The 17,216-nt window shown below is 68.1% G+C and carries 13 protein-coding genes; 4 read left to right on the top strand and 9 right to left on the bottom strand.

Translation table 11 applies throughout. From position 1 onward, the window contains the following. Positions 1–21: 21 nt before the first annotated feature. From ACTAQI_RS03595 to ACTAQI_RS03580, 4 genes are all read left to right on the top strand, one after another. Positions 22–714, top strand: coding sequence for a DUF3000 domain-containing protein (locus tag ACTAQI_RS03595; protein WP_457949626.1), 693 nt, complete (start codon positions 22–24; stop codon positions 712–714). 12 nt (positions 715–726) lie between these two features. Continuing rightward, positions 727–2,058, top strand: coding sequence for an HRDC domain-containing protein (locus ACTAQI_RS03590; protein ID WP_457949624.1), 1,332 nt, complete (start codon positions 727–729; stop codon positions 2,056–2,058). Positions 2,059–2,182: 124 nt separating this feature from the next. Beyond that, positions 2,183–3,463: a thiolase family protein gene (locus tag ACTAQI_RS03585; RefSeq protein ID WP_457949622.1), complete on the top strand. Its 1,281-nt coding sequence runs from the start codon at positions 2,183–2,185 to the stop codon at positions 3,461–3,463. Next, a complete protein-coding gene (locus ACTAQI_RS03580) occupies positions 3,460–5,625 on the top strand; it encodes a 3-hydroxyacyl-CoA dehydrogenase NAD-binding domain-containing protein (protein WP_457949621.1) in 2,166 nt (721 codons plus the stop codon). The genes ACTAQI_RS03585 and ACTAQI_RS03580 overlap by 4 nt, the downstream gene beginning before the upstream one ends. Before the next feature lie 26 nt (positions 5,626–5,651). On the opposite strand, the gene ACTAQI_RS03575 is transcribed toward ACTAQI_RS03580, so the two are convergent. The 9 genes from ACTAQI_RS03575 to ACTAQI_RS03535 form a co-directional block, all read right to left on the bottom strand. After that, the gene (locus ACTAQI_RS03575; protein ID WP_457949620.1) at positions 5,652–7,235 is read right to left on the bottom strand and encodes an ABC transporter ATP-binding protein; all 1,584 of its coding nucleotides are present in this window, start codon (positions 7,233–7,235) and stop codon (positions 5,652–5,654) included. Then, on the bottom strand, positions 7,228–8,010 hold the full coding sequence (locus ACTAQI_RS03570) for an energy-coupling factor transporter transmembrane component T (RefSeq protein ID WP_457949619.1): 783 nt from the start codon (positions 8,008–8,010) through the stop codon (positions 7,228–7,230). The genes ACTAQI_RS03575 and ACTAQI_RS03570 overlap by 8 nt, the downstream gene beginning before the upstream one ends. Before the next feature lie 10 nt (positions 8,011–8,020). After that, entirely contained in the window at positions 8,021–8,899 is an 879-nt protein-coding gene (locus tag ACTAQI_RS03565; RefSeq protein ID WP_457949617.1) for an ECF transporter S component, read from the bottom strand. A 186-nt stretch (positions 8,900–9,085) separates the two neighbouring features. After that, positions 9,086–10,111, bottom strand: coding sequence for a nucleoside hydrolase (locus ACTAQI_RS03560; RefSeq protein ID WP_457949616.1), 1,026 nt, complete (start codon positions 10,109–10,111; stop codon positions 9,086–9,088). Between the two features lie 6 nt (positions 10,112–10,117). Beyond that, positions 10,118–11,095, bottom strand: coding sequence for an aldo/keto reductase (locus tag ACTAQI_RS03555; RefSeq protein WP_457949614.1), 978 nt, complete (start codon positions 11,093–11,095; stop codon positions 10,118–10,120). A gap of 9 nt (positions 11,096–11,104) precedes the next feature. Continuing rightward, positions 11,105–11,665: a hypothetical protein gene (locus ACTAQI_RS03550; RefSeq protein WP_457949612.1), complete on the bottom strand. Its 561-nt coding sequence runs from the start codon at positions 11,663–11,665 to the stop codon at positions 11,105–11,107. Then, positions 11,662–12,279 (bottom strand): DUF402 domain-containing protein, encoded by a 618-nt coding sequence (locus ACTAQI_RS03545; RefSeq protein ID WP_457949610.1) that lies wholly within the window; start codon positions 12,277–12,279, stop codon positions 11,662–11,664. The genes ACTAQI_RS03550 and ACTAQI_RS03545 overlap by 4 nt, the downstream gene beginning before the upstream one ends. Further along, positions 12,276–14,249: a 1-deoxy-D-xylulose-5-phosphate synthase gene (gene dxs, locus ACTAQI_RS03540; protein WP_457949608.1), complete on the bottom strand. Its 1,974-nt coding sequence runs from the start codon at positions 14,247–14,249 to the stop codon at positions 12,276–12,278. The genes ACTAQI_RS03545 and dxs overlap by 4 nt, the downstream gene beginning before the upstream one ends. Positions 14,250–14,377: 128 nt before the next feature. Further along, positions 14,378–17,191: an aconitate hydratase gene (locus ACTAQI_RS03535; RefSeq protein ID WP_457949607.1), complete on the bottom strand. Its 2,814-nt coding sequence runs from the start codon at positions 17,189–17,191 to the stop codon at positions 14,378–14,380. Positions 17,192–17,216 lie beyond the last annotated feature (25 nt).

The raw sequence follows: 17,216 nt of genomic DNA, 5'->3' as shown, positions 1-17,216 counted from the left end.
GCCGCACCGTAATCTGCCAAGGTGAACGCACTTGACCAGGTTCCCCCGGATTTTCTCCACGCCTTGGGAACCCTCAGGAAAGCCCGGTGCCGCCAGGAACTGCGCCTCGCGGAGATCCCTGCCCCCGCGCGGCTGGCACCCTTCGCCGTTGCCCTGGGCGCCGAAGTGATGGTTCCCGGATCCGGCGGCCCCGCCACGCCCCTGCACGGGCCTGCGGCCATGGCTTTCGCTGCCGCATCAGGCACAGCCGCAGCGGGAACTGCCGACGAGGATGAGACGGAACTGGCCACCGGACGCTTCATCCTGCTGCATGATCCTGATGGATCAGCGGTCTGGGACGGCGAGTTCCGCATCGTCACCTACATCCGGGCTGAACTGGAACCGGAAATGGGCAACGACCAAATGTTGGGAACTGTGGCATGGACGTGGCTAGTGGAGGCGTTGGAAAACCACAAGGCGGCTTACCGGGCAGCCGGCGGCACTGCCACCCGCGTCCTGTCAGAGAGCTTCGGCACCTTGGCGGGGCGGCCGGGATCCATCGACATCGAACTCCGGGCCTCCTGGACGCCCGATTCCGCCGATGTCCAGGCGCATTTGGAGGCCTGGTCCGACATGGTGTGCACGTTCGCCGGCCTCCCGCCCCTGCCCGACGGCGTCACGGCCCTTCCGCCCCGCCGCCGCGGCCAGCAGAACGGTTATGGGGCAGCCCGGTAAACTGGGGGCATCATGACCCCAAACATTCCGGAAAACACCACAGCCGGCGTCCCGGCTGCTGCTGCCGCACCCCACATCACGGTGGAGGGCTTTGACAGCTCCATCCCCGAAATCATCGACCTTGACGCCCCGCGTGAGGGCGTTCCCCTGGTCATCGAAACCCGGTCCGGCCTGGAGCGCTGCGCCGCCGCCATTGCCGCCGGCACCGGTCCAGCCGGTGTTGATGCCGAACGCGCCTCCGGCTTCCGTTACGGCCAGCGCGCCTTCCTGGTCCAGATCCGGCGCGAGGGCGCCGGAACCTGGCTGATCGATCCCGAGCCGTTCGGAAACCTGGAGATCATCAACGATGCCCTGCGCGGCGTCGAATGGATCCTGCACGCAGCCAGCCAGGACCTGCCCTGCCTGTCCGAGCTCGGGATGTGGCCGGACAAGCTCTTCGACACCGAACTCGCCGCACGCCTGGCCGGACTGCCCCGCGTGGGGCTGGCTGCGGTCATCGAACAGCTGCTGGGATTCGGACTTGCCAAGGAGCACTCCGCCGCGGACTGGTCCACCCGCCCCCTGCCGGAGCCATGGCTGCGCTACGCCGCCCTGGACGTGGAGGTCCTCACCGAACTGCGCGAGGAACTCATCGAGCTGCTCCAGGCGGACGGAAAGCTGGAGTACGCCAAGCAGGAATTTGCCGCCATCCTCGAGGCCGGCGTCGCTCCCCCTCGCGTGGATCCCTGGCGGAAGACCTCGGGCCTGCACCAGATCCGGGACCGCCGCCAGCTCGCGGCCGTCCGGGAGCTGTGGCTGGAACGGGACGCACTGGCGCAGAAACGGGATGTGGCGCCGGGCAGGCTCATTCCGGACTCAGCCCTCGTCGCGGCGGCGAAGGCCATGCCCGCCACCGTCCCCCAATTGCTCAGCACCAAGGGATTCCACGGCCGCGCGGCACAGCGGGAAGCTCCACGCTGGCTGCGCTGCATCGCCGCTGCCCGGGACATGGAGGAACTGCCGCCCCTGCACCTGGCCACCAACGCCCCGCCGCCGCCGCGGGTCTGGGCAGACCGCGATCCGGAAGCCGCCGCCAGGCTGGCCACCGCCCGGCCCCTCCTCCAGGCAAAGGCCGAGGAACTGAACCTGCCGCTGGAGAACCTGTTGACGCCCGACTACCTGCGGCGTGTGGCGTGGCGGCCTCCCGCGGAGGTCACCGGGGATTCAATCTCCGCCGAGCTGCGGGGCCTGGGTGCCCGCGAGTGGCAGGTGGACCTCACTGCCCCGCTGATCGCCGGTGCGTTCCTGAACCCGCAGCCGCTGCCGCCCAAGGAAGCCAAACCCGTCGCCGCAGCCGGCGCTTAGTAACTGCCGCGCTCCAGCCCTTGCGGGCTAAGTTACTCACGAGTAACATCGGTGTGACCGACGTCAGGCTGCTGCCGCCCTCCGGCATGCACCCGGCGCGCTACGTCTCGATGAGGAGTTACATGTGAGCCAGCACGGAAGCGGCGCATCCCCGCGCACTGTCCGCGACGTCGTCTTTGTGGACGGCATCCGCACACCCTTCGGCAGGGCCGGCGAGAAAGGAATCTACGCCGGTACCAGGGCCGACGACCTGATCGTGAAGTGCATCCGCGGCCTGCTGCGCCGCAACCCGGCACTGCCGGCAGAGCGGATCGACGAGGTGGCCATTGCCGCCACCACGCAGACCGGCGACCAGGGCCTCACCCTCGGCCGGACGGCGGCGCTGCTGGCCGGCCTCCCGCGCACGGTCCCAGGCTTCGCCATCGACCGGATGTGCGCCGGCGCCATGACCGCTGTGACCACCACGGCGGGCGGCATCGGCTTTGGCGCCTACGACGTGGTAGTCGCCGGCGGGGTTGAGCACATGGGACACCACCCCATGGGCTCAGGCGCCGACCCCAACCCCCGGTTCATGTCCGAACGGCTGGTGGACCCGGCAGCGCTGAACATGGGAAACACCGCCGAGAACCTGCATGACCGCTTTCCGGACATCACCAAGCAGCGCACCGACGCCTACGCGGTGGCTTCGCAGGACAAACTGGCCGCAGCCTACCGGGACGGAAAGATCCAGCCGGACCTGGTTCCGGTGGCCGCCCGGAAGCCCGGCGAGGGCTGGACCGTCCACAGCAAGGACGAACCGCCCCGCCCCGGCACCACCCTGGCCGATCTCGCCGGCCTGCGGACACCGTTCCGCGCCCACGGCCGGGTCACCGCCGGAAACGCCGCCGGCCTGAACGACGGCGCAACCGCCGCCGTCCTTGCGTCCTTTGAGGCGGCGGCCGAACTTGGCCTGCCGGTGAAGATGCGGCTGGTCAGCTACGCCTATGCGGGGGTGGAACCGGAGGTCATGGGCATCGGCCCCGTCCCCGCCACCGAAAAGGCGTTGAAGAACGCCGGACTGACCATCGATGACATCGGCCTGTTCGAGATCAATGAGGCGTTCGCCGTCCAGGTCCTGAGCTTCCTTGACCACTACGGCATTGCCGACGACGATCCCCGGGTCAACCGCTACGGCGGCGCCATTGCCGTGGGCCACCCGCTCGCTTCTTCCGGCGTCCGGCTGATGATCCAGCTGGCCCGCCAGTTTGAGGAAGACCCGTCGGTCCGCTACGGGATCACCACCATGTGTGTGGGCCTGGGCATGGGCGGCACCGTGATCTGGGAGAACCCGCACCACCCCGACTACAGTGGAAACCCCTCCGGTGGGACCGCCACCGCTACCGTCCCCGAAGGAGCCCTGGCATGAGCGCCGCAGATTACCGCAAGTTGGCGGACCTCTTCCCCAACGAAACCGTGACCCACTCCTACGTCCAGGACATCACCCTGCCGGGAACCGCGGGACAGCCGAGCCCGGGCACCTTTGCCCTGGTCACCCTGGACAACGACCTTGACCACACCAAGCCCACCACCCTTGGGCCCAACACGCTGGTGGAGCTCGGCACTGTGCTGGAAGGCCTGCGGGACCGCGCCGCCCGCGGCGAAATCGTGGGCGTGGGCGTGACCGGCAAGCCGCACTACCTGGTGGCCGGCGCGGACCTTTCCGCCGTGAAGTCCCTGGAAAAGCGGGAACACGGGCTGTGGATGGCACAGCTGGGCCACGACGTCTACGCCACCCTGGCAAACCTTGGCGTCCCCAGCTTCGCCTTCATCAACGGCGCTGCCCTGGGCGGCGGCCTGGAGATCGCCCTGCAGTCCACGTACCGCACCGTGTCTACGGGAGCAGGCGCCCTGGCGCTTCCGGAAGCGTTCCTGGGCCTGGTGCCCGGCTGGGGCGGCGTCTACATCCTTCCCCGCCTGGTGGGGCCGGAAAATGCCGTGAAGGTCATGATCGAGAACCCGCTCAGCAACAACCGGACGCTTTCCGGGGCGCAGGCGTTCGGCATGGGCATTGCGGACGCCGTCTTTGAGCCTGCCGACTTCCTGGAGCAGTCGCTGGCCTGGGCCGCGGGAGTCATCTCCGGCGCGGTGGTCCCGGAGCGTGCCAACGCCGTCGACCCCTCATCCCCCGACGCTGCAGCCCGCTGGGCCGCTGCCGTGGAGGCCGGCCGGAAGTTCGTGGAGGGCAAGACCTCCAACGCCTCCCCTGCCCCGGCGAAAGTCCTGGACATCCTCGAAGCCAACCGCACCATGTCCGCCGCGGAGTCCGCATCCCTGGAGTGCGGGACCCTGGCCGAGCTGATGCAGACGGATGAGTTCCGCTCCACCGTCTACGCCTTCCTCGACCTGGTGCAGAAGCGCGGCAAGCGCCCGGCCGGGGCGCCCGACCGCAAGCTGGCCCGCCCCGTCACCAAGGTGGGCGTGGTGGGCGCCGGCCTGATGGCCGGCCAGCTGGCCCTGCTCTTTGCCCGCCAGCTGAAGGTGCCGGTGGTCCTGACCGACATCGACCAGGCCCGGGTGGACAAAGGCGTGGCGTATGTCCACGCCGAGGTGGACAAGCTGCTGGCGAAGAAGCGCGTCAGCCAGGACGCTGCCAACCGCACCAAGGCGCTGGTGACGGGATCGGTGTCAAAGGAAGCCTTCGCGGATGCCGACTTCGTGATCGAGGCCGTCTTCGAGGAATTGCACCTCAAGAAGCAGGTCTTCGCCGAACTCGAGGGCATCGTGTCCCCGGAGTGCATCCTTGCCACCAACACGTCTTCCCTCTCGGTGACGGAGATGGCTGCGGACCTGCAGCACCCCGAACGGCTGGTGGGTTTCCACTTCTTCAATCCCGTGGCCGTCATGCCGCTGCTCGAGATCGTCCGCGCGCCGCGGACCGATGACGCGGTGCTGGCTACCGCCTTTGAACTGGCCAAGGCCCTGAAGAAGACCGGCGTGCTGGTCAAGGACGCAGCCGCGTTCGTGGTCAACCGCATCCTGCTGCGGCTCATGGGGGAAGTGACCGCAGCATTCGACGAGGGCACCCCCGCCGAGGTGGCGGACAGCGCGCTGCGGCCCATGGGCCTGCCCATGACGCCCTTCACGCTGCTGGCCATGGTGGGCCTGCCCGTAGCGCAGCATGTCCAGGAATCGCTGAACGCTGCCTTCGGCGACCGCTTCCCCGTCTCCGCCAACCTGAAGAAGCTCATCGACAACAACGTCAAGGCACTGTGGGAGACGGCCCCTGACGGTTCCCGGGCCATCCCCGACTCCACCCTTGAGCTGATGTCCTTTGGCTCCAGCCCTTCCACGGCAGGGCAGGTGCTGCACCGCGTCCAGGACGCCCTGGCTGAAGAAATCGGCCTGATGCTGGACGAGGGCGTCGTGGCCGGTCCGGAGGACATCGACCTTTGCATGATCCTCGGCGCCGGCTGGCCCATGTTCCTGGGCGGCATCACGCCGTACCTGGACCGGGTGGGCGCGTCGGAGCGGGTCAACGGCAAGCGCTTCCTGGAACCCGGCGTCGCGTCAAGCCCGGCGCAGGGGTAAGCGCACCGGCCGTCGGCGGCCGGCCGTCAGGCTGGAACCAGCCGTCCGCCGTCGAGCGCCAGGATGCGGTGCGCCGCCGCGCGTGCATAGCCCAACTCATGGGTGACCAGCACGACGGCGGCGCCGGCCTCCGCTGCCGAGCGTACGGCCGCATCAAGCAGGCGCAGCCCGTCGCCGTCCAGCGCTACGGTGGGTTCATCAAGTGCCAGGACGGCAGGCCTGCGCGCCAGGACGGTGGCCAGTGCCAGGAGGCGCTGGGCGGACGCCGGGAGCTCGGCGGGGTGCTCCTGGGCGGCATCTGCCAGGCCGGCGCCCCGTAGTGCTGCCGCGGCGAGCTCCGCCGCCTTGGCCGGGCCGAACAGGCGGTCAAGGCCGAACCGGACTTCCCGCAGCACGGTCCGTTCGAACAGTTGGTCACGGGGCTGCTGGAAGAGCAGGCCCACGGACGCGGCCGTTTTTCCCACCGGAGCGCCTGCGATGTCACCGCCGCGGACCAGGACGGTCCCCGAGGTGGGGCGCAGCAATCCATTGAAGTGCCGCAGGAGGGTTGATTTGCCCGCTCCGTTGGGCCCGGTGATGGCCAGGATTTCCCCCGGCTGGACTGCCAGATGGACGTCGTGCAGCACCATTGCCTGGCGGTCGGGCCCCGGCTCCTGGCGTGGACGCCTGCGGCGGCGTACGGGCGTTTCCGGATATCCAAAGGACACCCCCCGCAGCTCCAGCGCTGCGGGCCTCGCCGGCAACTCGTCCGCCCAGCGAGTGGAGGGCCGGGGCACTGGCGTCGCAGCGGCTTCCAACCCGTCGAGGCGCCGGATGGCCGGCGGCAGGAGCCCGGAGCCGGTGCCCAAGGCAGCAGGAGGACCGCTGGCGGTGACCGTGCCGCCGGCCAGCACCACCCACGTGCCGGCTTCCAGCAGCAGTGGGTTCACCGCCTGGCTGAGGATTACGACGGCGGTACCACGCTTGAGGAGGTCCCGGACCAGGCCGGCAAGCTCCTTGGTCCCTGCCGCGTCCAGGGAGGCGAAAGGTTCGTCCATGACCAGCACCGGAGGTCCGGGGATGATCGCGCAGCCTACGGCCAGGCGCCGCAACTGGCCGCCGGAGAGCCTGGCCGGGTCTTGGTCCAGCTGGTTGCCGAGCCCCAGCAGCGCCGCGGTGTGCTCCACGGCGGTTTTCATGAGGGCGCGCTCCATGCCGGCATTTTCCAAACCGAAAGCGAGTTCCTCGGCCACCGTGGCCCGGACGGTGGACAGGACGGCGGCAGGGTCCTGCGGTACGAAGCCAACGTGCCGGCCCCACTCTGCAGGATTTATCCGGGGGTCCCCCGCGCCGCCGTCGAACTCCAGCCGCGTTCCGGACAGCTCAAGGAATCCTGTCAGCGTTCCGTGGCCGCCCGGCGGCAACCAGCCGGCCAGCAGGCGCCCCAGGGTGGACTTGCCGCTCCCGGATGCGCCCACGATGGCCGTGAAGGAGCCCGGCGCACAGGAGACAGCCACATCCCGCAGGGCCGGGGCCTGCCCGTCGTGGAACGTGAACTCGCGGATGCCGGCTGCCAGTGCGGGGCTGTTGACGGGGACAGCGCGGCCCGCAGCCGCCGTTCGTTCAGGCACCGGGCTGCACCACCCGAAGAACCACAGCGGCCAAAGCAGCCAGCAAGAGGGCTGCGCGAACTGTGCGCTGCAGGCGGGAATCGGCCACTTCCCGGTAGCTGGTCCGCGGACCGGGATTGCCCAGGCCGCGGGCCTCCAGGGCGGCAGCCCGGGTACCGGCGTCTTCGATCAGGGACAGGACCAGGGGAACGGCCTGCAGGCGGAACGCCCCGATCCTGGATACCAGGCTGCGGGAGACCACCAGGCCGCGGGATTCCTGGGCCTGCCGGATCCGGCGCGCCCGGTCGGCGATGGCCGGCAGCAGGGTCAGGGTGGACGCCAGCACAAATGCGAACCGGCCCTGCACACCGCGGGCGGACAACGCCGCCACGAGGTCGGGGACGCTGACGCTGAAGGAGAACAGCAGCAGGGCCAGGACCACGGCGGACAGCTGCAGGATGCGCTGCCCGGCGAAGTCCAGGCCCTCCGCGGTGATCCGGGCAGGTCCCCACTCTGCCAGGACGGTCCGGCCCTCCGGGAAGAACAACCCGTGCAGAACCAGCAGTGACAGGCCAAACGGGACCAGGACAGCGGCAGCCGCCGGCAGCACGCGGCGGGCCGTGCCGCCCGCCGCTGACAGGCCAAGGCAGCCGGCAACCACGGCGAGGGACAGCTGCCAGCTGCCGGCCGCCGTCGTGATTGCTGCCGTGGCCGCGGCAGCCGACAGCGGGGTCAGCGGATTAAGGCGCTCCCGCCCGGCCGGCGCCGCGGTCCTGCCTGCGGAGGATGCTGTCACAGGGTTCCGGTCAGCCGTTCCGTGTTGAATCGTGGGCAGTACCCTGGACCGGAGCCTGCACTGCGGCATCTGTGCGTGCCTCCGTAGCCTGGCTGTTGCCGGCCAGGACCCGGTGGCGCCGGATGAAGGGGAACTGCAGGCGGGCCCGGCGGGGTAACGCGTAGACCAGGATGGCCACGATGGTGAACACGATGGCCTTGTCCATGGGGTCGGAGAGCAGGGCCTGCTTGGTGATGGCGGCCAGGAGGGTGTCCCCCATGGCGCGGAAGGCGCTGACGATTGCGCCCGTGGCCACGCCCGACGTTCCGCCGAAGACAAAGGCAGCCACGGGGGCGGACACCACTCCGGCGATGATCCCGGTGACGAAGCCGGCGACGGGAGCCAGGTAGAAGCGGCGGAAGAGGCCGTAGCGGGCTGCGAGCCCTGCCAGGCAGCCGATGAGCGCGGCGCCTGCCGCGAACGGCAGCACGGTGGGGTTGAAGAAGGACCAGACGATGCTGCTGAGGGCGCCCGTGGCGGCGCCGGCTGCCGGGCCTGCCAGGACGGCGATCAGCACGGTGCCGATGGCGTCGAGGTAGAAGGGAACCAGGGTGCTGCCCACGAACTGGCCAAGCACGATGTTCAGGACCAGTGCCACCGGGATCAGCACCAGTGTGGACGCCGGAAGGGTGGGCAGCACGGCGACGATCAGCAGGACGGCCCCTGCCAGGAAGCCGGTGAGGGCGATCAGGGCCGAGGCGCTGCCCGGTCCTCCGGTGATGTCTGCCGGCTGGTTGAGTACCAGGTAGACGTAGGTGGCAGCGATGGCCAGGGCGCCGAGGATTTCCAGGATCCGGCGGCGGGCCGCGGGACGTTCCTGGGACGGAAGCGTCAAAGAGGGCGATGACATGGGGAATGTTCCTTTGGGGTGCAGGCAGTGGCCCGGCCGTACCGGGCCGGAATATGGCTGCCTATGTCACCTCGGCAGCAGCCGGCGGCAACTGCGCCGGGCCGGTCCGGAGCCCATTCTACCGGCCAAGCGCCGTCAGTGGACCGTGCAGGATGCCGCTCCGACAGTGGGCCCGGATCCTGGTCCTTATTCCGTCTTCCGGGCCAGGCTGCCGACGGCGGACACCAGCTCGCGGAACGCCTGTTCCGGGTTGTTGCCGGACACAATGCGGGCGTTCGGGGGTGCGCCCCAGAGTCCGCGGAAGTCTGCCACGGTGGTTCCCGCCAGGAGCGGCGAGTCCGTTTCGACGTCCACGGTGGCGGGGCGGGCCGTGTACTCGAGCGTGCCTGCGGCTACCCCGGCCGCGAAGAAGTCATGGACGTGGGCCAGGTAGCCCTGGTCGTAGCGCCGGTGGAACTCGAAATAGAACCGCAGGGCGTCCGAGAGGTCCCTGATGAGGGTGTTGTCGGAGGTGCTCCGGCGGCCCTCGGGGTCCTCGGGGAGCACCAGTTCCGGAACGGCGGCACCTGCGGCCTCAGCCAGTTCACGGACGTGGGCCGGGCGCAGCTCCATGCGTTCGGTGGTGTCCAGGGAGCAAACGATGGGCAGTTTCTCCAGGGGCCTTCCCAGGTACGCGGCGTAGACCTCCTTCGCGGCATGCGGATCCACGTGGGTGTTCCACTCGGCGGTGGGGGTGGTGTTGCCCTGGTGGTAGAAGGCACCGCCCATGATCACCACCTTGGCCAGGAGGTCGGGAAGGTCCGGTTCCTTCCGCAGCGCCAGCGCGAAGTTGGTCAGCGGTGCGGTGATGAGCGCGGTCAGCTCCCCCGGCCTGGCCCTGGCATGTTCGATCCATAGGTCCACCGCGTTCCGTTCGCTGATCCGGCCGGCGGGTTCGGGCAGGACGGCGTAGCCGATCCCCTGCGGCCCGTGGGTCTCGGGGGTGGTGAGCAGCGGGATGGACAGGGGCTTGCGGGCACCCACGGCCACCTGGATGCCGGGCCGGCCACACAGTTCCAGCAGCGCCAGGGTGTTGCGGGCCACCTGGTCCGCGTCCACGTTTCCGGGGGTGGCCGTGACCGCCACGAACTCCGTGTCCGGGAGGGCCGCCAGGTAGGCCAGGGCCAGGGCATCGTCGATGCCGGTGTCAACGTCCAGGAGGTAGGCGGGCACGGCTGCCTAGAAGAGTGCGACCTTGGGCACGGCCGGGAAGATGCCGTCCAGGGCAGCGAGGTCTTCGGGCGTGGGGACCCAGTTTGCCGCTTCCGCGTTCTGCCGGACCTGCTCAGGCTTGGTGGCACCGGCGATGACGCTGGCCACCGAGGGCTGGGCGGCGAGCCAGGAGAAGGCCACCTCGATCTCCGTCAGCCCGCGTTCCTTCGCGAAGGCGCTGAACCTGCCCAGCTGGTCCCAGTCGGCGTCGTCCACCATGTTGGTGCGGGTGTGGCTGAGCCGGGACCCTTCCGGGGCGTGGCCCGGCGAGTACTTGCCGGTCAGCAGGCCGTTGGCCAGCGGGAAGTACGGAAGGACCCCCAGTCCGAACTCCTCGGCGGCCGGGGTCACTTCGAGCTCGGCGCGCCGGTCCAGCAGGTTGTAGTGGTTCTGCGAGGAAATGAACCGGGCCGTGCCCAGCTCGCGGGCAACGTACTCCGCCTGGGCGATCTGCCAGCCGGAGCGGTTGGAGTGGCCGATGTAGCGGACCTTGCCGCTGCCCACCAGGGTGTCCAGCGCCGCCAGGGTCTCGTCAATGGGCGTCAGCGGATCCGGTGTGTGGAACTGGTAGAGGTCGATCCAGTCGGTGCCGAGCCGCCGCAGCGAAGCCTCCACTGCCTGGATGATGTACCGCCGGGAGCCGCGGGCGCCGAAGTCGGGGCCGTTGGCACCCCTGGTGTCCATCCCGAATTTGGTGGCAAGGACCACGTCCGCGCGCCGGCCGCCGAGGGACTTGCCGAGCATTGTTTCGCTGAGCCCAGGTTCCCTGCCGTAGTTGTCTGCCACGTCGAAGAGCGTGATGCCGGCGTCGATCGCAGCAATGACGACGGCGTCTGTGGCCTCCTGCGACTCCGTCGCCGTGTTGGCACGGCCCAGGTTGTTGCACCCCAGCCCCACGGTGGAGACGGTCAGGCCCGATTTTCCAACGCGGCGGTAACTGGTCAAGGACGTCTCCTAAAGGCTGAAGCTGCTGGCGGGCTTGGCGGAATGCTTGAGTTTGTAGTGGTCCGGGTCGCCGTAGGGGGCAGCCCCGATGCTGAGCTTGGTGAAGTCCAGGTCCTCGCCGCGGGCGCACACTTTGATGGCGTTGACTGCCTTGTTCACGTCCGGGCACAGGCAGAAGATGTTCAGCTTGTAATCGGTGAACTCTGAGCGTTCCACCGTTCCCAACCCGCGCCAGGCGAGGTGGCTGATCAGGGCGTCAGTCGCCTTTTGCTGCAGGCGCCGGTCCCGCTCGGTGCCTTCCCTGGTTTTGAGGGCGAACTGCGCCACCACCCAGAACTGCTCCTCGTTGGGGACCTCTGCGTATCCGTCCTCAGCGCACTGTGCCGCAAAAGCGTCCAGGAGTCCGTCCGCCGCGCCGGCGTCGGGGACGTCTGTTTCCTCCGTCTTGCTCTGGTGCCCCACGGCACCGAAATTCATGACGAACTGGGAGTACTCCTCATCGAACCAGGCTTCCCTGAAGTGGAGGGCGCCCTCGTCGTCGCGCTTGTAGACCCTGACAATGCCGCTCATATGCGTCCTTTTGTAAACCATTCAACGTCGGTGCCGTCGAAAGGCGCGTGCTGCGCCTTCACGGCGTGGTAGAGCCCGTCCGCGGCGGCCTGGATGTCCTCGATCAGCCGCTGGGGGTAGTGCATGGAGACGCTGTGCTCGGCGAACTCGTCCTGGTCGTCAATGAAGACGCCGCGGCCCGCGGTCCGGATGACATCAAGGTCCATATCGATCACATGGAACTCGGTCACCGCGGGCCGGATGTGTGTCCACTCGTGGCCAACCGCCAGGTCGATGTACACCCGCATTCCGCCCGGGTGGGCGGAGTCGTAGAACGTGGCCACCCAGTCACCCTGGCGCGGCACCAGGAGGACAGCGTCCGAACGCGTATAGAACGCCGCGCCGGGGCGGGAACAGAATTCGTTGGTGCCCTGGAAGATCCACCATCCGTGCTGGTCTTCGCCAAGGTACTGCCCTGGCACCACCCAGTGGGCCTTGCCGTTCCATTTGCGGTTCCGGGAGACCACCAGTTGGCCCGGCTGCAGTCCGCTGGGAACGCGCGTGGTGGTGGTGTGCAGAACTGGTCCGGACTCCCCTGCCGGACCGGGGTACTTCAGTTCGTCCTCGTCCTTCACAGGATCGGAAGGCTGCCGGTGGTGGGGTGCTGCTGCCCGGGCAGGGGCCGCGCAAAGGGAACCTTTGTGCCCAGAACCTGCGCGACGACGTCGTGGGTGATCTGTTGGGCGGTCAGCCCAACGCGCTCCATCACTTGGTTGCGGGTGCCGTGGTCCAGGAACTCCACCGGCAGGCCCACCTCGTTCAGGGCCGTGTCCACGCCCGCGGCGCGCATCTCCTGCCGGATGCGGGAGCCCACGCCGCCTGCGCGGACGCCGTCTTCGATGCAGATCACCAGGCGGTGGTGCGAGGCCAGCGCGATGATGGAACGGCGGACGGGAAGGACCCAGCGGGGGTCCACCACGGTGGTGCTGATGCCCTGGGCGCCGAGCCGGTTGGAGACGTCGAGGGCCAGTTCGGCCATGGCGCCGACGCTGACGATCAGTACGTCGTTCTCGGTGGAGCCTGACGGCCGGCGGGCCAGGACGTCCACGCCGTCGCTCAGCCGTTCCAGTGCCTCCACCGCCGGGCCGACGGATCCCTTGGAGAAGCGGACCACGCTGGGGGCGTCGCTGATGGCCACGGCCTCACGCAGTTCCTCACGGAGCCGGGTGGCGTCGCGGGGCGCGGCAAGGTGCAGCCCGGGGACGATCTGGACCATGGCCATGTCCCACATGCCGTGGTGGCTGGCGCCGTCCGGGCCGGTGACGCCGGCGCGGTCCAGGACGATGGTGACGCCGGCCTTGTGGAGGGCGACGTCCATGAGCAGCTGGTCGAACGCCCGGTTCAGGAACGTGGCATAGACGGCGACGACGGGATGCAGCCCACCAAAGGCCATGCCCGCGGCGGCGGTGAGCGCATGCTGTTCGGCGATGCCGACGTCGATGACGCGCTTGGGGTGCCTGGCCGCGAATTTGTGCAGGCCCACAGGGATCAGCATGGCCCCGGTGATGCCCACGATGTCGTCGCGTTCGTCGGCGATGGCGGCGATCTCGTCCGCGAACACGGAGGTCCAGGACTGGGCGCCGCCGCTCCCCGTGGGTTCGCCGGTTTCGGGGTCGATGATGCCCACGGCGTGGAATTGGTCGGCTTCATGGGCCCGGGCCGGAGCGTAGCCGTGGCCCTTTTCCGTCATGGCGTGCACGATCACAGGGCCGCCGTAGTTCTTGGCAGTGGAGAGTGCATGCTCCATGGCCTGGAGGTTATGGCCGTCCACGGGGCCGATGTATTTCATCCCCAGGTCCTCGAACATGCCCTGCGGCGCCCACCAGTCCTTGATGCCCTTTTTCATGGCATGCAGGCTCTTGTAGGTGAACTGTCCCACCGGGCCGCCGTTCTGCAGCCTCTTCTTCCACCAGTCCAGCGCGCCCTCGTAGGCGGGGGCGGCCCGGAACGAGTCAATGGTGGGGCGCAGCGAGGCGAGATAGTCCGCGAATCCGCCGACCGTGGGAGCGTAGGACCGGCCGTTGTCGTTGACCACGATGACCACGCGGCGCTTCTTGTCCGCGGCAATGTTGTTGATGGCTTCCCAGGCCATTCCGCCGGTGAGGGCGCCGTCGCCCACGATGGCCACCACGTGCCGGTCGCCTTCGCCGGTGAGCTGGCGGGCACGGGAGATGCCGTCAGCCCAGGACAGTGATGACGAGGCGTGGGAGCTTTCCACGATGTCGTGTTCAGATTCGGCCCTGGCGGGATAGCCGGAGAGCCCGCCCTCCTGGCGGAGCGTACTGAAGTCCTGGCGGCCGGTGAGCAGCTTGTGGACGTAGGACTGGTGGCCCGTGTCAAACACAATGCTGTCGCGGGGCGATTCAAAGATGCGGTGCACTGCAAGCGTCAGTTCCACGACGCCGAGGTTGGGCCCGAGGTGGCCGCCCGTCTGGGAGACGTTAGTGATCAGGAAATCCCTGATCTCCGAAGCCAGCTGCTCCAGCTGTTCTTCGGTCAACTCGTTCAGGTCCTGCGGATTCCGGATGGTGTCCAAGATTCCCAATGACCCCTCCTTCGGGTGGTAGACGTGCCGCTTAACTCTAACGCCTTGGCTTGACTGCAAAGCCGAAGCCCCGGCTGGTCGGTGACCGGCCGGGGCTTCGGGGAGGATGGTGCCTGCTGGCAGACCCGCTAGTTCGCGGAGATCTGGCGCAGCACGTACTGCAGGATGCCGCCGTTGCGGTAGTAGTCCGCTTCACCCGGGGTATCGATGCGCAGCACGGCGTCGAACGACTTCGAAGAGCCGTCCTCGGCGGTGGCGGTGACCTTCAGGGTCTTGGGCGTGGTGCCCTCGTTCAGGGCGGTGACGCCCTCCACCGAGAAGGTTTCCGTACCGGTCAGGCCCAGGCTGGCAGCGTTCTCGCCGGCCGGGTACTGCAGCGGCAGGACGCCCATGCCGATGAGGTTGGAGCGGTGGATACGCTCGTAGCTCTCGGCGATGACTGCCTTGACACCCAGGAGCGCGGTGCCCTTGGCAGCCCAGTCGCGCGAGGATCCGGAACCGTATTCCTTGCCCGCCAGGACCACCAGCGGGGTGCCGGCTGCCTGGTAGTTCTGGGCGGCGTCGTAGACGTATGCCTGCGGGCCGTCAGCCTGGGTGAAGTCGCGGGTGAAGCCACCCTCAACGCCGTCCAGGAGCTGGTTCTTGATGCGGATGTTCGCGAACGTGCCGCGGATCATCACTTCGTGGTTGCCACGGCGTGAGCCGTAGGAGTTGAAGTCCTTGCGCTCCACGCCGTTGGCCAGCAGGTACTGGCCGGCAGGGGTGTCGGACTTGAAGGAACCGGCCGGGGAGATGTGGTCGGTGGTGACCGAGTCGCCGAGCTTCAGGAGCACGCGGGCGCCCGAGATGTCCTTGACGGGCTCAGGCTTCGCCTGCATGCCCTCGAAGTACGGGGGCTTCCGGACGTAGGTGGACTTTTCATCCCAGGCGAAGGTGTCGCCGGCGGGGGTGTCGAGCGCCTTCCAGCGGTCGTCGCCGTCGAACACGCCTTCGTAGCCGCGGGCGAACATGCCCTTGTCGATCGAGGAATCGATGACCTGCTGGACCTCAACCGGGTTGGGCCAGATGTCCTTCAGGAAGATGTCGTTGCCGGCTTCGTCCTGGCCGAGGGCGTCGTTCTCGAAGTCGAAGTCCATGGTGCCGGCCAGGGCGTATGCGATGACCAGCGGCGGGGAGGCCAGGTAGTTCATCTTGACGTCCGGGTTGATGCGGCCTTCGAAGTTGCGGTTGCCGGAGAGCACCGCCGTCACCGAAAGGTCGTTGGCCTGGATGGCCTCGGAGATTTCGGCGTCGAGCGGGCCGGAGTTGCCGATGCAGGTGGCGCAGCCGTAGCCCACGATGTAGAAGCCGAGCTTCTCGAGGTAAGGCGTCAGGCCCGACTTGTTGTAGTAGTCGGTGACCACCTTGGACCCGGGGGCCACGGAGGTCTTGACCCAGGGCTTCGAGGTGAGGCCCTTGTCCACGGCGTTGCGTGCCAGCAGCGCGGCGGCCAACATGACGGACGGGTTGGACGTGTTGGTGCAGGAGGTGATCGAGGCGATCGATACGGCACCGTGGTCCAGTTCGAATTCACGGCCGTCGGCGGTCTTGACGGCCACCTTCTTGGACGGGCGTCCGTTGGACTTGGGACCGTGGGCGTGCGGAGCCTGCTCCGTGAGGTGGGTTGCCGAGGCGGTGAAGGACGGCGAGTCCGAAGCCGGGAAGCTTTCGTCGATCGCTTCGTCCAGGCTGCCGTCGGCGAGGTCCACCTTCACGTAGTTGCGCAGGTCCTCGCGGAACTGGGCCTTGGACTCGGTGAGGATGATGCGGTCCTGCGGGCGCTTGGGGCCGGAGATCGACGGGACAACCGTCGACAGGTCCAGCTCCAAGTACTCGGAGAACTTGATGTCGCGGGAGGCATCGTGCCACAGGCCCTGTTCCTTGGCGTAAGCCTCCACGAGGGCCACGTTCTCGTCCGACCGGCCGGTGAGGCGCAGGTAGTCGAGCGTGACGTCGTCGATGGGGAACATTGCGGCGGTGGAGCCGAACTCCGGGCTCATGTTGCCGATGGTGGCGCGGTTTGCCAGCGGCACAGCCGCGACGCCCTCGCCGTAGAACTCGACAAACTTGCCCACCACGCCGTGCTGGCGCAGCATTTCGGTGATGGTCAGCACCACGTCGGTGGCGGTGGCGCCGGCGGGGATGCTGCCGCTGAGCTTGAAGCCCACGACGCGCGGGATGAGCATGGAAACGGGCTGGCCAAGCATTGCTGCCTCGGCTTCGATGCCGCCCACGCCCCAGCCCAGCACGCCCAGGCCGTTGACCATGGTGGTGTGCGAGTCGGTGCCAACGCAGGTGTCAGGGTAGGCGCGGAGGGCACCGTCCACTTCGCGGGTCATCACGGTGCGGGCCAGGTATTCGATATTGACCTGGTGCACGATGCCGGTTCCCGGGGGAACCACCTTGAAGTCATCGAACGCGGTCTGGCCCCAGCGCAGGAACTGGTAACGCTCACCGTTGCGCTGGTATTCGATCTCCATGTTGCGCTCCAGTGCGCCGGAGTTGCCAAAGGCATCGATCTGGACGGAGTGGTCGATGACCATTTCGGCCGGTGCCAGCGGGTTGACCCGCTTGGGGTCGCCGCCCAGGTCCTTCACCGCTTCACGCATGGTGGCAAGGTCAACCACGCAGGGAACGCCGGTGAAGTCCTGCATGATCACGCGCGCCGGCGTGAACTGGATTTCTGTATCGGGCTCCGCATTGGGATCCCAGCCTGCCAGGGCGCGGACGTGATCGGCAGTGATGTTCGCGCCGTCCTCGGTCCTCAGCAGGTTTTCAAGCAATACCTTGAGGCTGAACGGAAGGTTTTCTGCACCTTCAACGGAGTTCAACCGGAAAATTTCGTACTCGGTTCCGGCTACATTAAGTTTGCCTTTTGAACCGAAGCTGTCCACAGTGCTCATCGCAGGACTCCTCTCGCAACAGTTT

The organism is Pseudarthrobacter sp. alpha12b, from assembly GCF_054130495.1.
The sequence above is the reverse complement of the archived record's forward strand: the minus strand, read 5'-3'. Positions and strand labels throughout refer to the sequence as shown.

Excerpts from the sequence above, each read along its gene's own strand:
- ACTAQI_RS03590 (WP_457949624.1), top strand. The coding sequence starts at position 727 with ATGACCCCAAACATTCCGGAAAACACCACAGCCGGCGTCCCGGCTGCT.
- ACTAQI_RS03580 (WP_457949621.1), top strand. The coding sequence starts at position 3,460 with ATGAGCGCCGCAGATTACCGCAAGTTGGCGGACCTCTTCCCCAACGAA.
- ACTAQI_RS03565 (WP_457949617.1), bottom strand. The coding sequence starts at position 8,899 with ATGTCATCGCCCTCTTTGACGCTTCCGTCCCAGGAACGTCCCGCGGCC.
- ACTAQI_RS03550 (WP_457949612.1), bottom strand. The coding sequence starts at position 11,665 with ATGAGCGGCATTGTCAGGGTCTACAAGCGCGACGACGAGGGCGCCCTC.
- ACTAQI_RS03535 (WP_457949607.1), bottom strand. The coding sequence starts at position 17,191 with ATGAGCACTGTGGACAGCTTCGGTTCAAAAGGCAAACTTAATGTAGCC.